General features: G+C 67.5%; 14 protein-coding genes. 8 read left to right on the forward strand and 6 right to left on the reverse strand.

What is annotated here, in order from left to right; all coding sequences use genetic code 11:
* Nucleotides 1-222: 222 nt before the first annotated feature.
* The 6 genes from ACWDZ6_RS14405 to ACWDZ6_RS14430 all read right to left on the reverse strand — a co-directional run bounded on the left by ACWDZ6_RS14405 (nucleotide 223) and on the right by ACWDZ6_RS14430 (nucleotide 6,832).
* Nucleotides 223-1,332, reverse strand: coding sequence for an ABC transporter ATP-binding protein (locus ACWDZ6_RS14405; RefSeq protein WP_451503079.1), 1,110 nt, complete (start codon nucleotides 1,330-1,332; stop codon nucleotides 223-225).
* A complete protein-coding gene (locus tag ACWDZ6_RS14410; RefSeq protein ID WP_451503080.1) occupies nucleotides 1,304-2,392 on the reverse strand; it encodes an ABC transporter ATP-binding protein in 1,089 nt (362 codons plus the stop codon). Before ACWDZ6_RS14410 ends, ACWDZ6_RS14405 begins: the two co-directional genes overlap by 29 nt.
* Nucleotides 2,389-3,234, reverse strand: a complete 846-nt coding sequence (locus ACWDZ6_RS14415; protein WP_366730366.1) for a carbohydrate ABC transporter permease — start codon at nucleotides 3,232-3,234, stop codon at nucleotides 2,389-2,391. Before ACWDZ6_RS14415 ends, ACWDZ6_RS14410 begins: the two co-directional genes overlap by 4 nt.
* Nucleotides 3,231-4,109 carry a carbohydrate ABC transporter permease gene (locus tag ACWDZ6_RS14420; RefSeq protein WP_351447149.1) on the reverse strand — a complete coding sequence of 293 codons (879 nt, stop codon included), beginning with the start codon at nucleotides 4,107-4,109 and terminating at the stop codon, nucleotides 3,231-3,233. The genes ACWDZ6_RS14415 and ACWDZ6_RS14420 overlap by 4 nt, the downstream gene beginning before the upstream one ends.
* Nucleotides 4,110-4,190: 81 nt before the next feature.
* Nucleotides 4,191-5,789, reverse strand: a complete 1,599-nt coding sequence (locus tag ACWDZ6_RS14425; RefSeq protein WP_451503081.1) for an extracellular solute-binding protein — start codon at nucleotides 5,787-5,789, stop codon at nucleotides 4,191-4,193.
* A gap of 17 nt (nucleotides 5,790-5,806) precedes the next feature.
* Nucleotides 5,807-6,832, reverse strand: coding sequence for an NAD(P)-dependent alcohol dehydrogenase (locus tag ACWDZ6_RS14430; RefSeq protein ID WP_451503082.1), 1,026 nt, complete (start codon nucleotides 6,830-6,832; stop codon nucleotides 5,807-5,809).
* A gap of 180 nt (nucleotides 6,833-7,012) precedes the next feature.
* On the opposite strand from ACWDZ6_RS14430, the gene ACWDZ6_RS14435 reads away from it, so the two are divergent.
* The 8 genes from ACWDZ6_RS14435 to fabG all read left to right on the forward strand — a co-directional run bounded on the left by ACWDZ6_RS14435 (nucleotide 7,013) and on the right by fabG (nucleotide 15,054).
* A complete protein-coding gene (locus ACWDZ6_RS14435) occupies nucleotides 7,013-8,797 on the forward strand; it encodes a sigma-54-dependent Fis family transcriptional regulator (RefSeq protein ID WP_451503083.1) in 1,785 nt (594 codons plus the stop codon).
* 473 nt (nucleotides 8,798-9,270) lie between these two features.
* Nucleotides 9,271-10,170: a hypothetical protein gene (locus tag ACWDZ6_RS14440; RefSeq protein WP_451503084.1), complete on the forward strand. Its 900-nt coding sequence runs from the start codon at nucleotides 9,271-9,273 to the stop codon at nucleotides 10,168-10,170.
* 498 nt (nucleotides 10,171-10,668) lie between these two features.
* A complete protein-coding gene (locus ACWDZ6_RS14445; RefSeq protein WP_451503085.1) occupies nucleotides 10,669-10,968 on the forward strand; it encodes an aromatic-ring hydroxylase C-terminal domain-containing protein in 300 nt (99 codons plus the stop codon).
* A 10-nt stretch (nucleotides 10,969-10,978) separates the two neighbouring features.
* Complete coding sequence (locus ACWDZ6_RS14450; protein ID WP_451503086.1) at nucleotides 10,979-11,305, forward strand: TcmI family type II polyketide cyclase; 327 nt, start codon at nucleotides 10,979-10,981, stop codon at nucleotides 11,303-11,305.
* Nucleotides 11,302-12,582 (forward strand): beta-ketoacyl-[acyl-carrier-protein] synthase family protein, encoded by a 1,281-nt coding sequence (locus ACWDZ6_RS14455; RefSeq protein ID WP_451503087.1) that lies wholly within the window; start codon nucleotides 11,302-11,304, stop codon nucleotides 12,580-12,582. The genes ACWDZ6_RS14450 and ACWDZ6_RS14455 overlap by 4 nt, the downstream gene beginning before the upstream one ends.
* Entirely contained in the window at nucleotides 12,579-13,802 is a 1,224-nt protein-coding gene (locus ACWDZ6_RS14460) for a ketosynthase chain-length factor (RefSeq protein ID WP_451503088.1), read from the forward strand. Before ACWDZ6_RS14455 ends, ACWDZ6_RS14460 begins: the two co-directional genes overlap by 4 nt.
* A gap of 49 nt (nucleotides 13,803-13,851) precedes the next feature.
* Nucleotides 13,852-14,121 carry an acyl carrier protein gene (locus tag ACWDZ6_RS14465; protein WP_451503089.1) on the forward strand — a complete coding sequence of 90 codons (270 nt, stop codon included), beginning with the start codon at nucleotides 13,852-13,854 and terminating at the stop codon, nucleotides 14,119-14,121.
* 147 nt (nucleotides 14,122-14,268) lie between these two features.
* Nucleotides 14,269-15,054 (forward strand): 3-oxoacyl-ACP reductase FabG, encoded by a 786-nt coding sequence (gene fabG, locus ACWDZ6_RS14470; RefSeq protein WP_451503090.1) that lies wholly within the window; start codon nucleotides 14,269-14,271, stop codon nucleotides 15,052-15,054.
* Nucleotides 15,055-15,070 lie beyond the last annotated feature (16 nt).

Consider the following 15,070-nt stretch of genomic DNA (forward strand, 5'->3'; position numbering starts at 1 on the left):
CACCATGAAGGCATGGACGGCGCCGCCTGATCCGTGCCGCAGTCCGCCGACCATTGGTGCGGTTCGGAAAGACCTCCGCAAGTCCGGTCGTTCGCGCGTGTACGACCGGCCCGGCGGTCCGCTGCGGATGATGCCGACCACGCCGGTGTGAGAGCCGGCAGCGACAGCGGGGCGTGCTGTTTCCCCCCACTGCAACTGGCCTCCCGTCGGCAACCGCCCGCTCTACGACTGGAGAACCAGGTGACCGTCCGAATAGGGGAGCGCCTTCGCGCGCGGTAGATGCACCAGGAATTCCTCGATCGCAGGAACCCCGTCCTCCCGCGGCACCTTCGCCTTCATGGGCTGGCCGGCCACGTCGATCTCGAGCACGCGCTGAGGGCCGTGATCCTGGACGCCGCGAAGCCTGGCGGCAAAGGTGTTCGGCCCGGGTTCCGTGACGACCTTGACGTACTCGGGCCGGATTCCCACCTGGACCGCGCCGGTGCTCCCCGGGATGTCCCACGCCACGGCCAGGGTCCGGCCTCCGAGGGTGAACTCCTGGTGCGCCCGGTCCAGGGTGAGGAAGTTCATGGCCGGTGAGCCGATGAAGTAGCCGACGTATGTTGATGAGGGTGCCTCGAAGAGCTGCTCCGGAGTGCCCTGCTGCATGGCCTGGCCGTCCCTCATGACCAGCACTTCCTGCGCAATGCTCATGGCTTCGTACTGGTCGTGGGTAACGTAGATGACCGTGGGCTGGAACTGCTCGGTGATCTCACGGATCTTCCGCCTCAACGAGTGCTTCAGCTGCGGATCGATGACGGTCAGGGGCTCGTCCATCAGCACGGCCGCCACGTCGTCACGGACAAGGCCGCGGCCGAGCGAGATCAGCTGCTTGTCGTCCGCGGTGAGCCGCCGGGCGGGCTGCCCCAGCCGGTCGTCCAGGTCCAGCGCCTCGGCCACCTGATGGACCTTGGCATCGATCCTCGCCTTGGCCCACCGGCGGCACTGCAGTGGGAAGGCGAGGTTCTCGTACACCGTCATCGAGTGGTAGATGACGGGGAACTGGAAGACCTGGGCGATGTTGCGCGCCTTCGTCGGCAGAGCCGTGACGTCGACGCCGTCGAACAGGACCTGGCCCTGCGACGGTTTGACCAGCCCGGACAGGATGTTCAGCAGCGTCGTCTTGCCGCAGCCCGACGGCCCCACCAGTGCGTACGTCTTGCTGGCCTCGAAGGTCAGCCTCAGTGGCCTGAGGGCCCACTGCTTCTCTTCGGCGCCGGGCGTGTAGCTGTGCCCGACGTCGACAATGTCCAACTGCGCCATCTCAACGCCCTCCCACTGAAACAAGATCATACGAAGGTGTCCGCACGAGCGAGCCCTTCTCGTCGAAGGCGTACAGCCGCTCGGGGCGTAGCCGGAGTTTCACAAGGTCGCCGAGAGCGACGTCATGGATGCCCTCGATCTGTATGACGAACGGAGTCTTGCCGACAGCCGCGTGAACGAAGGTCTCGGAGCCGGAGATCTCCACGAAGGTGACCGCGCCCTCGACACCGGCGGAGGCCAGGCTGACATCCGTTGCCCGCAGGCCGAACTGGTAGGCGCCGTCGGGCAGGTCGGCGAGATGCGCGGATACGTGCGTGGCCTGGAAGCCGGCCACCGTGACCTGACCGCCCTCGATCCGGCCGGGGAAAATGTTCATGGGCGGGTCGTTGATGATGGATGCAACGGTGGTCGTCGCCGGGCGCTCGAAGACCTCCTGCGGGGGGCCGACCTGGAGGATCCGCCCCTCGTGCATGACCAGCACCACGTCACCGAGCATCATCGCCTCGGCGGGCTCGGTCGTCGTATAGACCACTATCGTGTCGCCCTGGTCCGAGAAGAGGGTCTTGAACTCTTCGCGCAGCTGTTCGCGCAGTTTGTAGTCGAGGTTGGCCAGTGGCTCGTCGAGCAGGAGAATTCCCGTGCCGCGTGCGAGGGCGCGCGCCACGGCGACGCGCTGCTGCTGTCCGCCGGAGAGCTGCGACGGCTTGCGCCGCTCGAAGCCGGTCAGGCCGACAAGCGCCAGGCTTTTGCCGACCCGTCGTTGGATCTCGTCCCGTGACAGCCCCTGGCGCCGGAGCGGGAAGGCCACGTTGCCGAACACGCTGAGATGTGGGTAGTTGATGAACTGCTGGTAGACCATGGCGGTGTCGCGCCGCCAGACCGGCGTTCTCAGGAGGTCGGCTCCGTCCCTGGTCAGGGAGCCGGAGTCCACCACCTGCAGGCCGGCCAGGGCCCGCAGCAGCGTCGTCTTTCCCGCCATGGTCCGGCCGATGACAGTGTGGAGCCGTCCCGGTTCGAAGATTGCGGTCACGCTCTTGAGATGGTCGACGCCATCGACGGTCAGGCTCAGATCAGTGGCACTCAGGGTCATCGGACTGCTCCCGACAGGTTGCCTTTTGACAGATAGCGCTCCACCCAGATGGCGAGCAGGACCAGCGGCGCCACACCGAAAAGGGCAGCCGCGGACAGGGTCCACCAGGGCGGGATGGAGGAGTTGAGGGCGACGACCGCCTGGGGCAGGGTCTGGACCTCGGTGAAGGTCAGCCTGAAGGCGAAGAAGAAGTCGTTCCAGCCGAACACCGCGCAGAACATCGCGGCCACGGTCAGCCCGGGCAGGGAGTTCGGCAGGATCGCCCGGACGAAGGTCTGCAACGGCCCGCATCCGTCGAGCATGGCCATCTCGTCGATCTCACGCGGAATGCCGTTGAAGAAGTCCACCATCACCCACACCGCGATCGGCAGCAGCAGGGCGACCGTCACGATGACCAGTCCCGCGATGCTGTCCAGGAGGCCCGCCCACTGCAGCAGGTAGAAGAATGGGATCACCAGGACGACGGGCGGCATGATCCGTTGTGACACGAAGAAGAAGACGATGTCGCTGTTCTTGATGAAGCCGATCCTGAACCGGTAGCGGGACAACGCGTAGGCGGCCAGGGATCCGAGAACGAGGCTGATGGCCGAGGCGGCGATGGTGACGATGGCACTGTTGAGGAAGGGCTGGATCACATCGATGCCACCGGCTCCGCCGAAGATGTTGCGCCAGCCGGTGGCGGTGGGCTGGTACTGGATCCAGGGAAGGTATGTGGCGCCGCCCTGCACTGCGTTGGCGTCCTTGAAACTGGTCGTCATGGCCCAGAAGAACGGTCCCGCGACGAAGCAGGCCCACAGGGCGATCACGGTGTACTTGAATACGGGGTAAAGGCGCGGCCTCATGAGTGCCCCTTCAGCTTGAGGGCCCTGGTGAGCAAGGCGGCTACCACGGTGAGCGTGACGATCATCAGGACCAGGTAGGTCAGGGACATCGCCCCGCTGTAGCCGGTCTGCTGATCCCGCAGTCCCTGGATGTAGAGGTAGTAGCCCGGAGTCTCCGTGGAGGAGCCCGGTCCACCGGAGGTCAGCACGTAGACGCTGTCGGAGAGCTTCGAGGCCTCGATCAGCCGGATGATGACCGCCGCGACCGACACCGGCGCCATGAGCGGGAAGGTGACCTTCCAAAAGGTGCGCCACACGTCGGCGCCGTCGATCGCGGCGGCCATGAACGGTTCCTTGGGAAGGCTCAGCAGGCCGGCCAGCAGCAGCAGGAACATGAACGGGGTCCACTGCCAGACCTCGACGGTCATCAGCGCGACCAGCGCCGGCCCGGACTCGGTGAGCCAGGCGACCTTGGTCAGGCCCAGCATCCCGAGTAGATCGTTCAGCGGCCCCAGCGACTCGTGGAAGATCATCTGCCAGATGGCGGCCATCACGACGGGAGTGGTCATCATGGGGACGAGGAACAGCACCCGCCAGAACCTGCGGCCGCGTACGTCGCGCCAGACGAGCAGGGCCATGCCGAATCCGATGACGTACTGGATCAGAACGGTGCCGCCCGCCAGCAGGATCAGGCGCATGATCGCGGACCAGAAGCGGCTGTCGTGCAGCATCGTGGCGTAGTTGGCCCCTGCGATGAAGTCCATCCGAGGGCTGCTGACGTTCCAGCCGGAGAAGCTGACGCGGATGGTGAACAGAAGAGGGAAGATGATGATCAGTAGGAGTGTGAGCAGTCCTGGGAGCAGGAACATGCTCTTGTGCCGGCGCAGGCCGTACATGGTGCTCCTTGTGGAAAGGGGCGGTCGCCCCCGGGTGGCCGGCCGGAGCCGGCCGGTCACCCGGGGCGTCCTGTGGTCGGGTCAGCGGTAGTCCTCGAGTGCGACCACGTTGCGATAGGCGTCGTGGACCGTGTCCTTGCCGATCTGCTCGGTGATCTTGGCCCACTCCCGGGCCGCCTCGTCCAGTGCCTGCTGCGGCGCCTTCTGCCCCGCCAAAGCCGCGGCGACGCCGTTGGCCAGCGCGGACATGTACTGGTTGACACCGGGGACACGCAGGTCGAAGACGCGGTTGGTGCTCTTTTCCATGCCGGAGAGCGTCTGCACGTACGACTTCGCTACGTCCTTGTCCCAGCCCTGCTTCTCCCAGAACGCCGCATCGAAGTGGGCGTTGCGGTAGGGATTGACGCCGAAGCGGCCGATGGTCAGGTCGAGGGCGGTATTGGCCTCGTTGCTGAAGAAGCACAGATAGTCGAAGGCCATCTTCTGGTGGGCCGAGGCCTTGGACACCGCCGAGGTCCACCCCCAGGTGAAGTAGGGAGCCTGGTTCGGCTTCTTGTCCCACGCCTTTGTGGTGCGGTTGTAGACCTCGGTGGAACCGGGCAGCGGCGCCGCTTCGATCTTGTTGCGTATCTTGCTGTCCGGTTGCTGGGCCTGGATGAACGCGTCGTCCCATGAGTAGGACATCAGTGTCTGGCCGCCCCCGAAGGAGAAGATCTCGTCGCCCAGACCGAAGTTGGCGCCACCCGGTGCCCAGGTCGACTTGGCTTTCACCATGTCGTCGAGAGCGCGTACGAAGCCGGGGGTGTTGATCAGAGGCTTCATGGTGTCCAGGTCGAAGAAGAGGCCCCCCTTGACGTTCGGGTTCTTCACATAGGGCGCCGCACGGCTGATGAAGGCGGAGAACGTCAGGTCGTCACGCTTGGTGACCTCGGCACTGCCGAAGTTGGGCTTGCCGTCATCGTCGACGTCCTTGCCGCTGAAGAACGCGGCGACCTCCTGGTATTCGGCCCAGGTTGTGGGCGTGCGCAGGTCCTTGCCCGTGGCCGCCTTGTACGCCGCCTGGCGCTTCGGGTCCTTCAGTACGTCCGTGCGGACCTTGAGGTAATGCCGGTCACCGTCCACGGGGTACTGCACGACCTGCCCGTTCCAGGTGGCCACGTCCATATAGGCCTTCGTGACGTCCTTCATGCCGGGGGTGTCCAGGTACTCCTGCGGCACCGGGGCCAGATACGGGGCCATGTCGCCTATCCACAAGGAGGGGTAGAACATGACGTCGTACGCCGGCTGATTCGCTTGCAGGGGCGTGAGGATCTTCTGGTGCAGCTCCCCGAACGGGACGTTGACCACCTCCACCTTCGCCCCGGTGATCTCCTCGAACTGTCTGGCGTGCAGCTTGGTCGGCTCGCCGATGACGGGGACGGCATGGCTGATGATCTTCAGCGTCTGCCCGGAGTAGTCCTTACGGCTGATCGACTCGTAACTGCAGGAACCCGGTACGTCCTTGACCTTCGTGGCCGGGTAGTCCTCGCCGTACTTTCTGTAGCTGATGTCCGAACCCTGCTTGAACAGCGCCGGCTTGTCGGGCTTGCTCTCCGCCTTGTCCTGGCCGGTACATCCTGTGGCGGTGAGGGCCACGACGGCCGCGGCGGCGATCATGCCCTTGTACGAGTTGTTGCGCATGGGTCTGCTCCTTCGACTCACGGGATCAAGATCGCTCGGCCGCGGACGGCACCGGCGGACAAGTCGTCGAGGGCGTCACGGAAGGACGCCAGGGGGTACCGCTGGGTGTGCAGGCTGACCTTGCCCTGGGCTGCCAGGACCATCAGCTCGGAGAGGTCGTTGTAGGACCCCACGAGGTTGCCGATGAAGTTGATCTCGGTGGAGATGACGTCGATCGTCGGAACGTCGAGACGGCCGCCGTAGCCGATGACGTAGTAGTTGCCGTTGCGGCGCAGACAGGCCACGCCGGTCTCGACGGCACCGCCCTCGCCCACGAAGTCCAGAACCGCCTCGGCCCCGTGCCCGCCGGTGAGTTCCAGGACGCGTCCGCTCTCACTCCCGTCCGCGACCAGCGTGTGTTCGGCGCCCAGTTCCTTGGCGAGGGCAAGAGCGTCCGGGCTTCGGTCGATCACGATCATCTCGACCGGCGACAGGGCCCGGAGCACTTGGATGCCGATGTGCCCGAGACCTCCGGCGCCGATCACCACGGCCCGATCGCCCGGTCGCAGGACCCGGGCCGCCTTGGCGACAGCGTGGTACGCCGTGAGCCCGGCATCGGCCAGGGCGGCAACCGAGGCCGGCTCAAGGGACGGATCGAGTGCCACCACTGAGCGGGCGGTGGTCTTCAGGTACTCCGCATAGCCCCCGTCGGTGTCGATGCCGGGGAAGGCCGAGTTCATACAGTGCACGTCGTCGCCGGCCCGGCAGGCACGGCACAGACCGCAGGTCACGAGCGGGTGCAGGATGACCGGGTCGCCGACCTTGACGTTGGTGACAGCCTGTCCCACCTCCTGCACCCAGCCGGCATTCTCATGACCGATGGTGTAGGGCAGGACAACCCCGCTCTTGTCGCTCCACTGTCCTTCGAGAATGTGCAGATCGGTGCGGCAGACCCCCGCGCCCCCGACTTTCACGATCACATCCAGCGGACCGGTTATCTGCGGGTCCGGCACATCCACGAGCACTGGCGGCTCGTCGTACTCGATGACCTGCACGGCTTTCATGGCGCTCCCTGCGAATCGGCGGGGTGGATGGTGCGCCGATTACACAGCCCGCCGTGCGCAGGCCGATGTCTCAGAAGCGGTCCGCGGATGTATCAATGTGATACAGGCCATAGGCGCGGCGTCATCGAGCTGCTCCAATCACTCCACCGAGGGATGACGCGTGCGATACGGGAGTGTTAAATGCCCCGACATCAACCTGGCAGCTCTCTGACAGCAGCCAGAGAGCTTTACCAGGAGATCACCAAGGATCCGAGCGCCCGCCCGCTCGTGGTCGCCTCCTGGCAGCGCTCGATCGAGTACCAGGTGAAGTCGGGCTGCATCGACGCTCCCTACCTCGAGAACCCCAATCTGGACAGCCCGCTCGCCAAAGCGGCGCTACCGATCCTGAACGCGCTGCACGAGCAACTGGCCGACGACCCGGTGTCCACGATGGTCACCGACCGCAACGGCGTGGTGCTGTCCCGCATGGTCTCCCACCAGGCTCTGACGACGCGGCTGAACCGAGTGCAGCTGGCCCCGGGCCACGTGTTCGCCGAGCGCTACGTGGGCACCAACGGCATCGGGACCGCACTGGCCAGCGGCCGCCCGGTCATGATCGCCGGAAGTCAGCACTACGTCGAGGCGCTGCGGGACTTCTACTGCGCGGCCGTGCCGATCCTGCATCCCACCCGGCGCACCCTGCTGGGAGCCTTCAATCTGACCACGGCCCGTCAGGGCTCGGCCGGCATGCTCATGGCCCTGGCCCGCTCTGTCGCGGGCCAGATCGAAAGTGAGATCGCCGCGATCAGCTCGCGACGGGAACGGGCCCTGTTCCAGGACTACATGGACGCGTGCTCCTCGGTGCGTCCCGGACCTGTTCTGGCCATCAGTCGCGATGTCGTCATGATGAACGAGCTGCTGAGATCGGCCGTTACAGGGACGGATCACTACGCGCTGCTCGACCACGCACGTGAGATCGCCGACGACCTCCGGTACGAAGGTACCCGGAGCATCGCACTCCCCTCCGGACGCATCGCCGAGCTCCGGGTGAGCCGTAGCCGACGCGAGGACAGCGACGCGGGCACCATCTTCCGGGTCCGGGTCATCGGGCGTCCCCAGTCCGGACCGGTCGCTTCCGCTGGATCCACACGATCGGGCCTGGGCCTGGTGGGCTCCTCCCCGCGATGGCTGAGCGCGGTCGCCGAAACCGAAGCGGCGTTCGTCGCCGGGTCGTGGCTTCATCTTGTGGGAGAGGCCGGGGCCGGGAAGCGGACGCTGATCGAAGCCCTCCACCGAGCCAGAGGTGCCGGGCGCCGGCTGGAGAGGGTGGAAGCGCCGCTGTCGGAGTCGACGCACGCCACCGAGCAATGGCTGCGCAACGTCCGCGAGCTGCTGGCCGAGCCGTCGAACGTGGTCGTCCTGGGCGATGTCCACCTTCTTGCCGCCCACGTGCGCCAGGAGCTGCGAAGCCTCCTGACACACCTGGACACGACCGCCACCGGGCAACTGATCATGACCAGCCAGCCGTCCATGGTCACGACCGACGACGTGCTCGACCGTCTGTGCGACGCCTCGGTAGAGGTGCCGCCCCTCCGTCATCGCTACGGAGACATCGAGCACCTGGTCCGGTTCTTCCTGCTCAAATACAGGCCGAGCGGAGAGAGCAGCTGCTCCCCGGATGCGCTGACGATGCTGCAGCGCTGCCCCTGGCCGGAGAATGTCCGGCAGCTCGAGTCGGTGATCCGCGGCCTGGCGCGGCGGCAGTCCGTCCGGATCCTGCGAGTGGAGGATCTCCCGCCGGAGTGCCGGGTGTCCTCGCACAAAGTCCTGACCACCATCGAAGCGCTGGAACGGGACGCCATTCTCCGCGGGCTGATGGACCGCAGCTCCAACGTCCAGCGCACCGCACAGGATCTCGGCATCTCCCGCGCCACCATGTACCGCAAGATGCGCCGTTACGGGATCGTCCCGTCGAGCCTCACCTAGGACTCCCGCAGGCCTTCCCCAGTGGCGTACACATTCAGCACCGTCACCTCCTGTGTGCGGGGCGCCCGTCGACTCGGAGATCGGCCTGAACCAGCCGCTGTGGGCGAGAGGGTGGTCCAGTCATGGGGAAGCGCGCTCCGAACCGGTCCCGCAGACGGGCCGGCTGATGAAGACCGGCCGTTACCCGATGTACGAGCGCGACCTTCGGAGAGGCCGCCCGCAAGGACGATCCGCAATGGCGGTTCGAAATTGGCCCGAACTCGGTCCTTGACGGTATCGTCGCTCGGCTGAAAATCGATCACGCACCGTCCGAAATGTGACGGACGTCGATCGGTTCCAGCCGATCGACATATACAGGACAGCTCCATCAGGTAAATGAAAGGCCCGCTACAGAGGTTTGACATAGAGCGGGCCTTTCCTTGCCCGTCGTTGAATCCGCGAAATATATTCGCCCCACTTGAGACGGGGGCAACATGACACGCGAATTCAATGACACGACACGAGCGCCCTACGCGGTGGCGGATCTCGCTGAATGCGAGGGCATCGCATGCCGCGGCAAAAGTGAGGCAGCGGAGCGTCCCCGAGACCTCACCGTGGCCGGAACCCGGCTCTGCTCGGCCTGCGTCCTCCACCTGACCAGCGGTCTGACGCGGCTGCCCCGCCTGTACGACGAGTGCGGACTGCTCCTCGGGGGCACCGACCGGCCGCGCGAACGTACGTCCGGCGGCGGCTCGTCGCCCGGGCTCCCCTTCAACACCGCGGCGGCCGAGGCCCGCTCCGTGATCCTCGGCGTACTGCGTTCCTGGGCCGGGCTGGTCGTCGGGGAGCGGGTCGTCGCCGCGCCCCGGGACACGGTGGCCGGCGTCGTCGAGTTCCTGATCCGGCACGCCGGATGGCTGGCCGCCCACGAAGCCGCGGGTGAGCTGTCCGAGGAGGTGGCGCGAGCGGTACGCCGGGCGCGGTATGTGATCGACCCGTCCCCCGGCCGAGGCATGCAGGTCGGGACGTGCGTCGTGGCGGACTGCGAGGGCGGGCTGACGGCCGTGGTGCGCGCCGACCGGGCCGATCCGCCGGTCGAGATCAGCTGCGCCGCGGTTCCCTCGCACCGCTGGTCCGCGCAGGAGTGGATGGCGCTGAGCCGCGGCGCGTCGGCGGACCGGACGAAGCGGCCGGCCGGCCCGGCGCTCCCGGCGCCGACGGTGCGGTGGCTGAGCGCCCGGGACATCTCCCTGCTCTGGGGGATCCCCTCCGGCAGCGTGTACCGCCATGCCAGCGAACAGCGGTGGCGGCGGCGCAGCGGCAAGGGCCGCACCTTCTACCACGAGGAGGATGTCCTGCGGTCTCTCGGAGCGCGCACCGGTGGTCGCTCCTGACGGATCGGTCCTCCAGGAACGAGCGGGCACGGCCTCAGCGCCGTGCCCGCCCTCGTTTTCCGGCGGATTTGCGAGCGCGTGCGAAACCGCGTCGCATCCGCACCCTGGCCAGGTGAAACCGCGTTGCCGCGCAGGGGGACTTAACAATTCTCTGACTCGGTCCTGTCGCTGCTTTGAGAAAGCGGCATTGACATTCTCTGGTTCTTCGAAGAAGCTGATCACTAACTTCCTCAGCACTGTGTCGATTCACCGGCTGGGATAATCGACTGCCGTTTGGGGGATATCCCTCATCCGGCCCGAAGTGAAATCGCCTTTCTCGCGCGGCGCACCGATGGGATATTTCGGTGCGCCGCTTCGGTGTACCCATCTCATTTCGACGTCTCCCCGAGGGCCCAGCCATGGACGCATCAGTCATCGTCGCCGGAGCGGGTCCCGCCGGTCTCGTGCTCGACCAGCGCGGACTGCCGCACCGCTTGGGTGACATCGGCGCCGGAGTTGGTGACCGGCAGCCGTAGGACCAGCCGCACCCAGGAACTGCACGCAGGGAGGGGCGTTCTGCTCGACCTGGAGGACAACGCCGTCCTCCGCGGCCGGGCGTCTGGCCGGTCCGACCGTGTGGACATCGTGACCGCGGCTCCCCACGCGCTCCAGCCCGGCAGCCCGCGCACCGGCACGCCCGCTGTCCTCCTCGTACGCCCCGACGGGCACATGGCCCGGGCCGCGCCCGGCAGCCACCACGACCTGCCCATGGCGCTCGAACACCGCTTCGACCCCTCCCGAATCCGACCATCCCGATAAGGAGATGTGGATGCACAGCACGTTGATCGTGGCCCGGATGGAACCCCACTCGGCCGCGGAGGTCGCGAGCCTCTTCGGCGCGTTCGACGACACGGAGATGCCGCATCGGATGGGAACCAGGCGCCGAGAGCTCTTCTCGTACCGTGGCTTGTACTTCCACCTGCAGGACTTCGACGGCGAAGACGGTGGCGAGCGCATCGAGGAGGCGAAGACCGACTCCCGGTTCGTCACCATCAGCGACGACCTGAAACCGTTCATCACCGCCTACGACCCGGCCGCCTGGCGCTCTCCCGCCGACGCCATGGCGGAGCGCTTCTACCACTGGACCGCACAGTGAGCGCGGCGCATGGCCGGCGGGTCGTCATCACCGGAATCGGCGTCACCGCGCCCGGTGGTGTGGGCGTCAAGAACTTCTGGAGTCTGCTGACCGACGGCCGCACCGCCACCCGCCGCATCAGTTTCTTCGACCCGACCCCGTTCCGCTCGCAGGTCGCTGCGGAGGTCGACTTCGACGCCGAACTCCTCGGGCTGAACCCCCAGCAGATCCGGCGGATGGACCGGGCCGCGCAGTTCGCCGTGGTGACGGCACGCGAGGCGGTGGCGGACAGCGGACTGGACCTCACCGCCCTCGATCCGCACCGCACCGGCGTGACAATCGGCAGCGCGGTCGGCGCCACCATGGGGCTGGACGAGGAGTACCGCACCGTCAGCGACAGCGGCCGGCTCGAACTCGTCGACCACACCTACGCCGTCCCGCACCTCTACAACTATCTGGTGCCCAGCTCCTTCGCCGCCGAGGTGGCGTGGGCCGTGGGTGCCGAGGGCCCCGCCACGGTGGTCTCCACCGGCTGCACCTCCGGGCTGGACGCGGTGGGCTACGCCACCGAGCTGATCCGTGAGGGCTCGGCCGACGTCATGGTGGCCGGCGCGTCGGACGCCCCCATCTCACCGATCACGGTGGCGTGTTTCGACGCGATCAAGGCGACCACGTCGCGCAACGACGATCCGGAGCACGCCTCCCGTCCCTTCGACCGCACCCGCAACGGATTCGTGCTGGGCGAGGGAGCGGCCGTCTTCGTCCTGGAGGAACTGGACAGTGCCAGACGCCGCGGCGCGCATGTCTACGCGGAGGTCGCCGGCTACGCCACGCGCAGCAACGCCTTCCACATGACGGGCCTGCGCCCCGACGGACGGGAAATGGCCGAGTCGATCCGGGTCGCCCTGAACGAGGCCCGGCTCAATCCGGACGACGTCGACTACGTCAACGCGCACGGCTCGGGCACCAAACAGAACGACCGGCACGAGACCGCCGCCTTCAAACGCAGCCTGGGCGAGCACGCCTACCAGGTGCCCGTCAGCTCGATCAAGTCGATGGTCGGTCACTCGCTGGGCGCCATCGGTTCGATCGAGATCGCGGCCAGCGCGCTCGCGATGGAGCACGGTGTCGTGCCGCCGACCGCCAACCTGCACACGCCCGACCCCGAGTGCGACCTGGACTACGTGCCGTTGACGGCACGTGACTGGCGGACCGACGCCGTGCTCTCGGTGGGCAGCGGCTTCGGCGGATTCCAGAGCGCGATGGTGCTGGCCCGTCCCGAAAGGAGCGCGGCATGAGCGGCGCCGCCGTCAGAACCGTGGTCACCGGTCTGGGCGTGGCCGCCCCCAACGGCTGCGGCACGGACACGTACTGGGCGGCGGCCCGCAAGGGAATCAGCGGCATCGGCCGTATCTCGCGGTTCGACCCCGCGCAGTACCCGGCCCGGCTGGCGGGGGAGATCAACGACTTCGTCGCCGAGGACCATCTGCCGGGGCGGCTGCTGCCACAGACCGACCGGATGACCCGGATCGCTCTGGCGAGCGCCGACTGGGCGCTCGCCGACGCGGGTGTCGACCCGCGGGAACTGCCCGAGTACGGCATGGGCGTGATCACGGCCAGCTCGTCGGGCGGTTTCGAGTTCGGCCAGCGGGAGCTGCAGGCGCTGTGGAGCAAGGGCAGCCGTTACGTGAGCGCCTACCAGTCCTTCGCCTGGTTCTACGCGGTCAACAGCGGCCAGATCTCCATCCGCAACGGCATGCGCGGCCCGAGCGGTGTGATCGTCAGCGACCAGGCGGGCGGGCTCGACGCGATCGCCCAGGCCCGGCGTCAGATCCGCAAGGGCACCGGGCTGGTGATGTCAGGGGCCGTCGACGCCTCGATCTGCCCGTGGGGCTGGGTCGCCCAGATGGCAGGCGGCCGGCTGAGCACGAGTGAGGACCCGGAGCGGGCGTATCTGCCCTTCGACGCCGCCGCACGAGGACATGTGCCGGGGGAGGGCGGGGCGCTGCTGGTACTCGAGGATCTGGAGAGCGCCCGTGCCCGAGGGGCCGGGGTGGTCTACGGAGAGATCGCCGGATACGGCTCCACCCTGGACCCCCGGCCGGGCAGCGGCCGTCCCCCCGGGCTGGCCAGGGCGATCGAACTGGCGCTGGCCGACGCGGGCGTCGCCCCGGAGGAGATCGACGTGGTGTTCGCCGACGCGGCCGCGATCCCCGAACTGGACCGTGTCGAGGCCGAGGCGATCTCCCGGGTGTTCGGTCCGCGGGCCGTGCCGGTCACCGCGCCCAAGACCATGACCGGACGCCTCTACTCGGGCGCGGCACCGCTGGACGTGGCCGCCGCGTTCCTCGCCATGCGCGACGGAGTGATCCCGCCCTCCATCGGCGTCACCCCCGACCCCGAGTACGACCTGGACCTGGTCGTCGAAGAGGAGCGCACCGCGACGGTCCGCTCCGCCCTGGTGGTTGCCCGCGGCCACGGCGGCTTCAACTCCGCGCTGGTGGCACGCGCCGTCTAGCCCGGCCCCCGCAGTGACCGCACCAACCGAGATGAAAGGACAGCCATTCATGTCTGCCCACGAGTTCACCGTCGACGACCTGAAGCGCATCCTGCGCGAGGGTGCCGGCGCGGACGAAGGCGTCGACCTCGACGGAGACATCCTCGACACCGACTTCGAGTCGCTCGGCTACGAGTCGTTGGCCATGCTGGAGACCGGCAGTCGCATCGAACGCGAGTTCGGCATGACCCTGGATGACGACACGCTGACCGATGCCAGGACGCCACGCGCCCTGATCGAGGCCGTCAACGGCGTGCTGGTGCCGTCCGGCGTCGCCTGACCCCCCACACCGCGCCGCCGGTCCCCGCCGGTCAACCGTCGATGCCCCGGCGGGGCCGGCGGTGCGCCCACTCCACTTCACGCCCCCGCACGGCCGCGCCACGGCCGACGTGCCCGGCCTCGCCCACCGACGCAGTCAGGAGACAGCATGACGGAGCAGAAACCGAAGGTCGCCATCGTCACCGGCGCCACCAGCGGCATCGGCCTGGAGGCAGCCAGGCTGCTGGCCCGCCAGGACCACAGCGTCTTCCTCTGTGCCCGCACGGAGGACAGCGTGACCCGTACCGTCAAGGAACTCGTCGACGAGGGACTCGACGTCGACGGCGCCCCCTGCGACGTCCGCTCCGCGGCGGACATCCACCGCTTCGTGCAGCAGGCCGTCGACCGCTTCGGCCCGATCGACGTGCTGGTCAACAACGCCGGCCGGTCCGGTGGCGGCGTCACCGCCGACATCGCCGACGAGCTCTGGTTCGACGTCATCAACACCAACCTCAACAGCGTGTTCCTGATGACCCGTGAGGTGCTCAACACCGGCGGCATGCGGCACAAGAACCGCGGCCGGATCATCAACATCGCCTCCACCGCCGGAAAACAGGGCGTGGTGCTCGGTGCCCCGTACTCCGCCTCCAAGCACGGCGTCGTCGGCCTCACCAAGGCACTCGGCAACGAACTGGGCCCGACGGGCATCACCGTGAACGCCGTCTGCCCCGGCTATGTCGAGACCCCGATGGCGCAACGCGTCCGTCAGGGCTACGCGGCCGCCTACGACACGAGCGAGGAGGCCATCCTCCAGAAGTTCGAGGCGAAGATCCCGCTGGGCCGTTACTCCACCCCCGAGGAGGTCGCGGGCCTGGTCGGCTACCTGGCCTCCGACACCGCCGCCTCCATCACCGCACAGGCACTGAACGTCTGCGGCGGCCTGGGCAACTTCTGACATTCGCGGAGAAGAG

It is taken from the genome of Streptomyces sp. NPDC002926 (assembly GCF_053591755.1).

Bases quoted from the DNA above. Each gene is read 5' to 3' on its own strand.
- ACWDZ6_RS14415 (WP_366730366.1), bottom strand. From the start codon at position 3,234: ATGAGGCCGCGCCTTTACCCCGTATTCAAGTACACCGTGATCGCCCTG.
- ACWDZ6_RS14430 (WP_451503082.1), bottom strand. From the start codon at position 6,832: ATGAAAGCCGTGCAGGTCATCGAGTACGACGAGCCGCCAGTGCTCGTG.
- ACWDZ6_RS14460 (WP_451503088.1), top strand. From the start codon at position 12,579: ATGAGCGGCGCCGCCGTCAGAACCGTGGTCACCGGTCTGGGCGTGGCC.
- ACWDZ6_RS14420 (WP_351447149.1), bottom strand. From the start codon at position 4,109: ATGTACGGCCTGCGCCGGCACAAGAGCATGTTCCTGCTCCCAGGACTG.
- ACWDZ6_RS14465 (WP_451503089.1), top strand. From the start codon at position 13,852: ATGTCTGCCCACGAGTTCACCGTCGACGACCTGAAGCGCATCCTGCGC.
- ACWDZ6_RS14410 (WP_451503080.1), bottom strand. From the start codon at position 2,392: ATGACCCTGAGTGCCACTGATCTGAGCCTGACCGTCGATGGCGTCGAC.
- ACWDZ6_RS14425 (WP_451503081.1), bottom strand. From the start codon at position 5,789: ATGCGCAACAACTCGTACAAGGGCATGATCGCCGCCGCGGCCGTCGTG.
- fabG (WP_451503090.1), top strand. From the start codon at position 14,269: ATGACGGAGCAGAAACCGAAGGTCGCCATCGTCACCGGCGCCACCAGC.
- ACWDZ6_RS14435 (WP_451503083.1), top strand. From the start codon at position 7,013: ATGCCCCGACATCAACCTGGCAGCTCTCTGACAGCAGCCAGAGAGCTT.
- ACWDZ6_RS14440 (WP_451503084.1), top strand. From the start codon at position 9,271: ATGACACGCGAATTCAATGACACGACACGAGCGCCCTACGCGGTGGCG.
- ACWDZ6_RS14450 (WP_451503086.1), top strand. From the start codon at position 10,979: ATGCACAGCACGTTGATCGTGGCCCGGATGGAACCCCACTCGGCCGCG.
- ACWDZ6_RS14405 (WP_451503079.1), bottom strand. From the start codon at position 1,332: ATGATCTTGTTTCAGTGGGAGGGCGTTGAGATGGCGCAGTTGGACATT.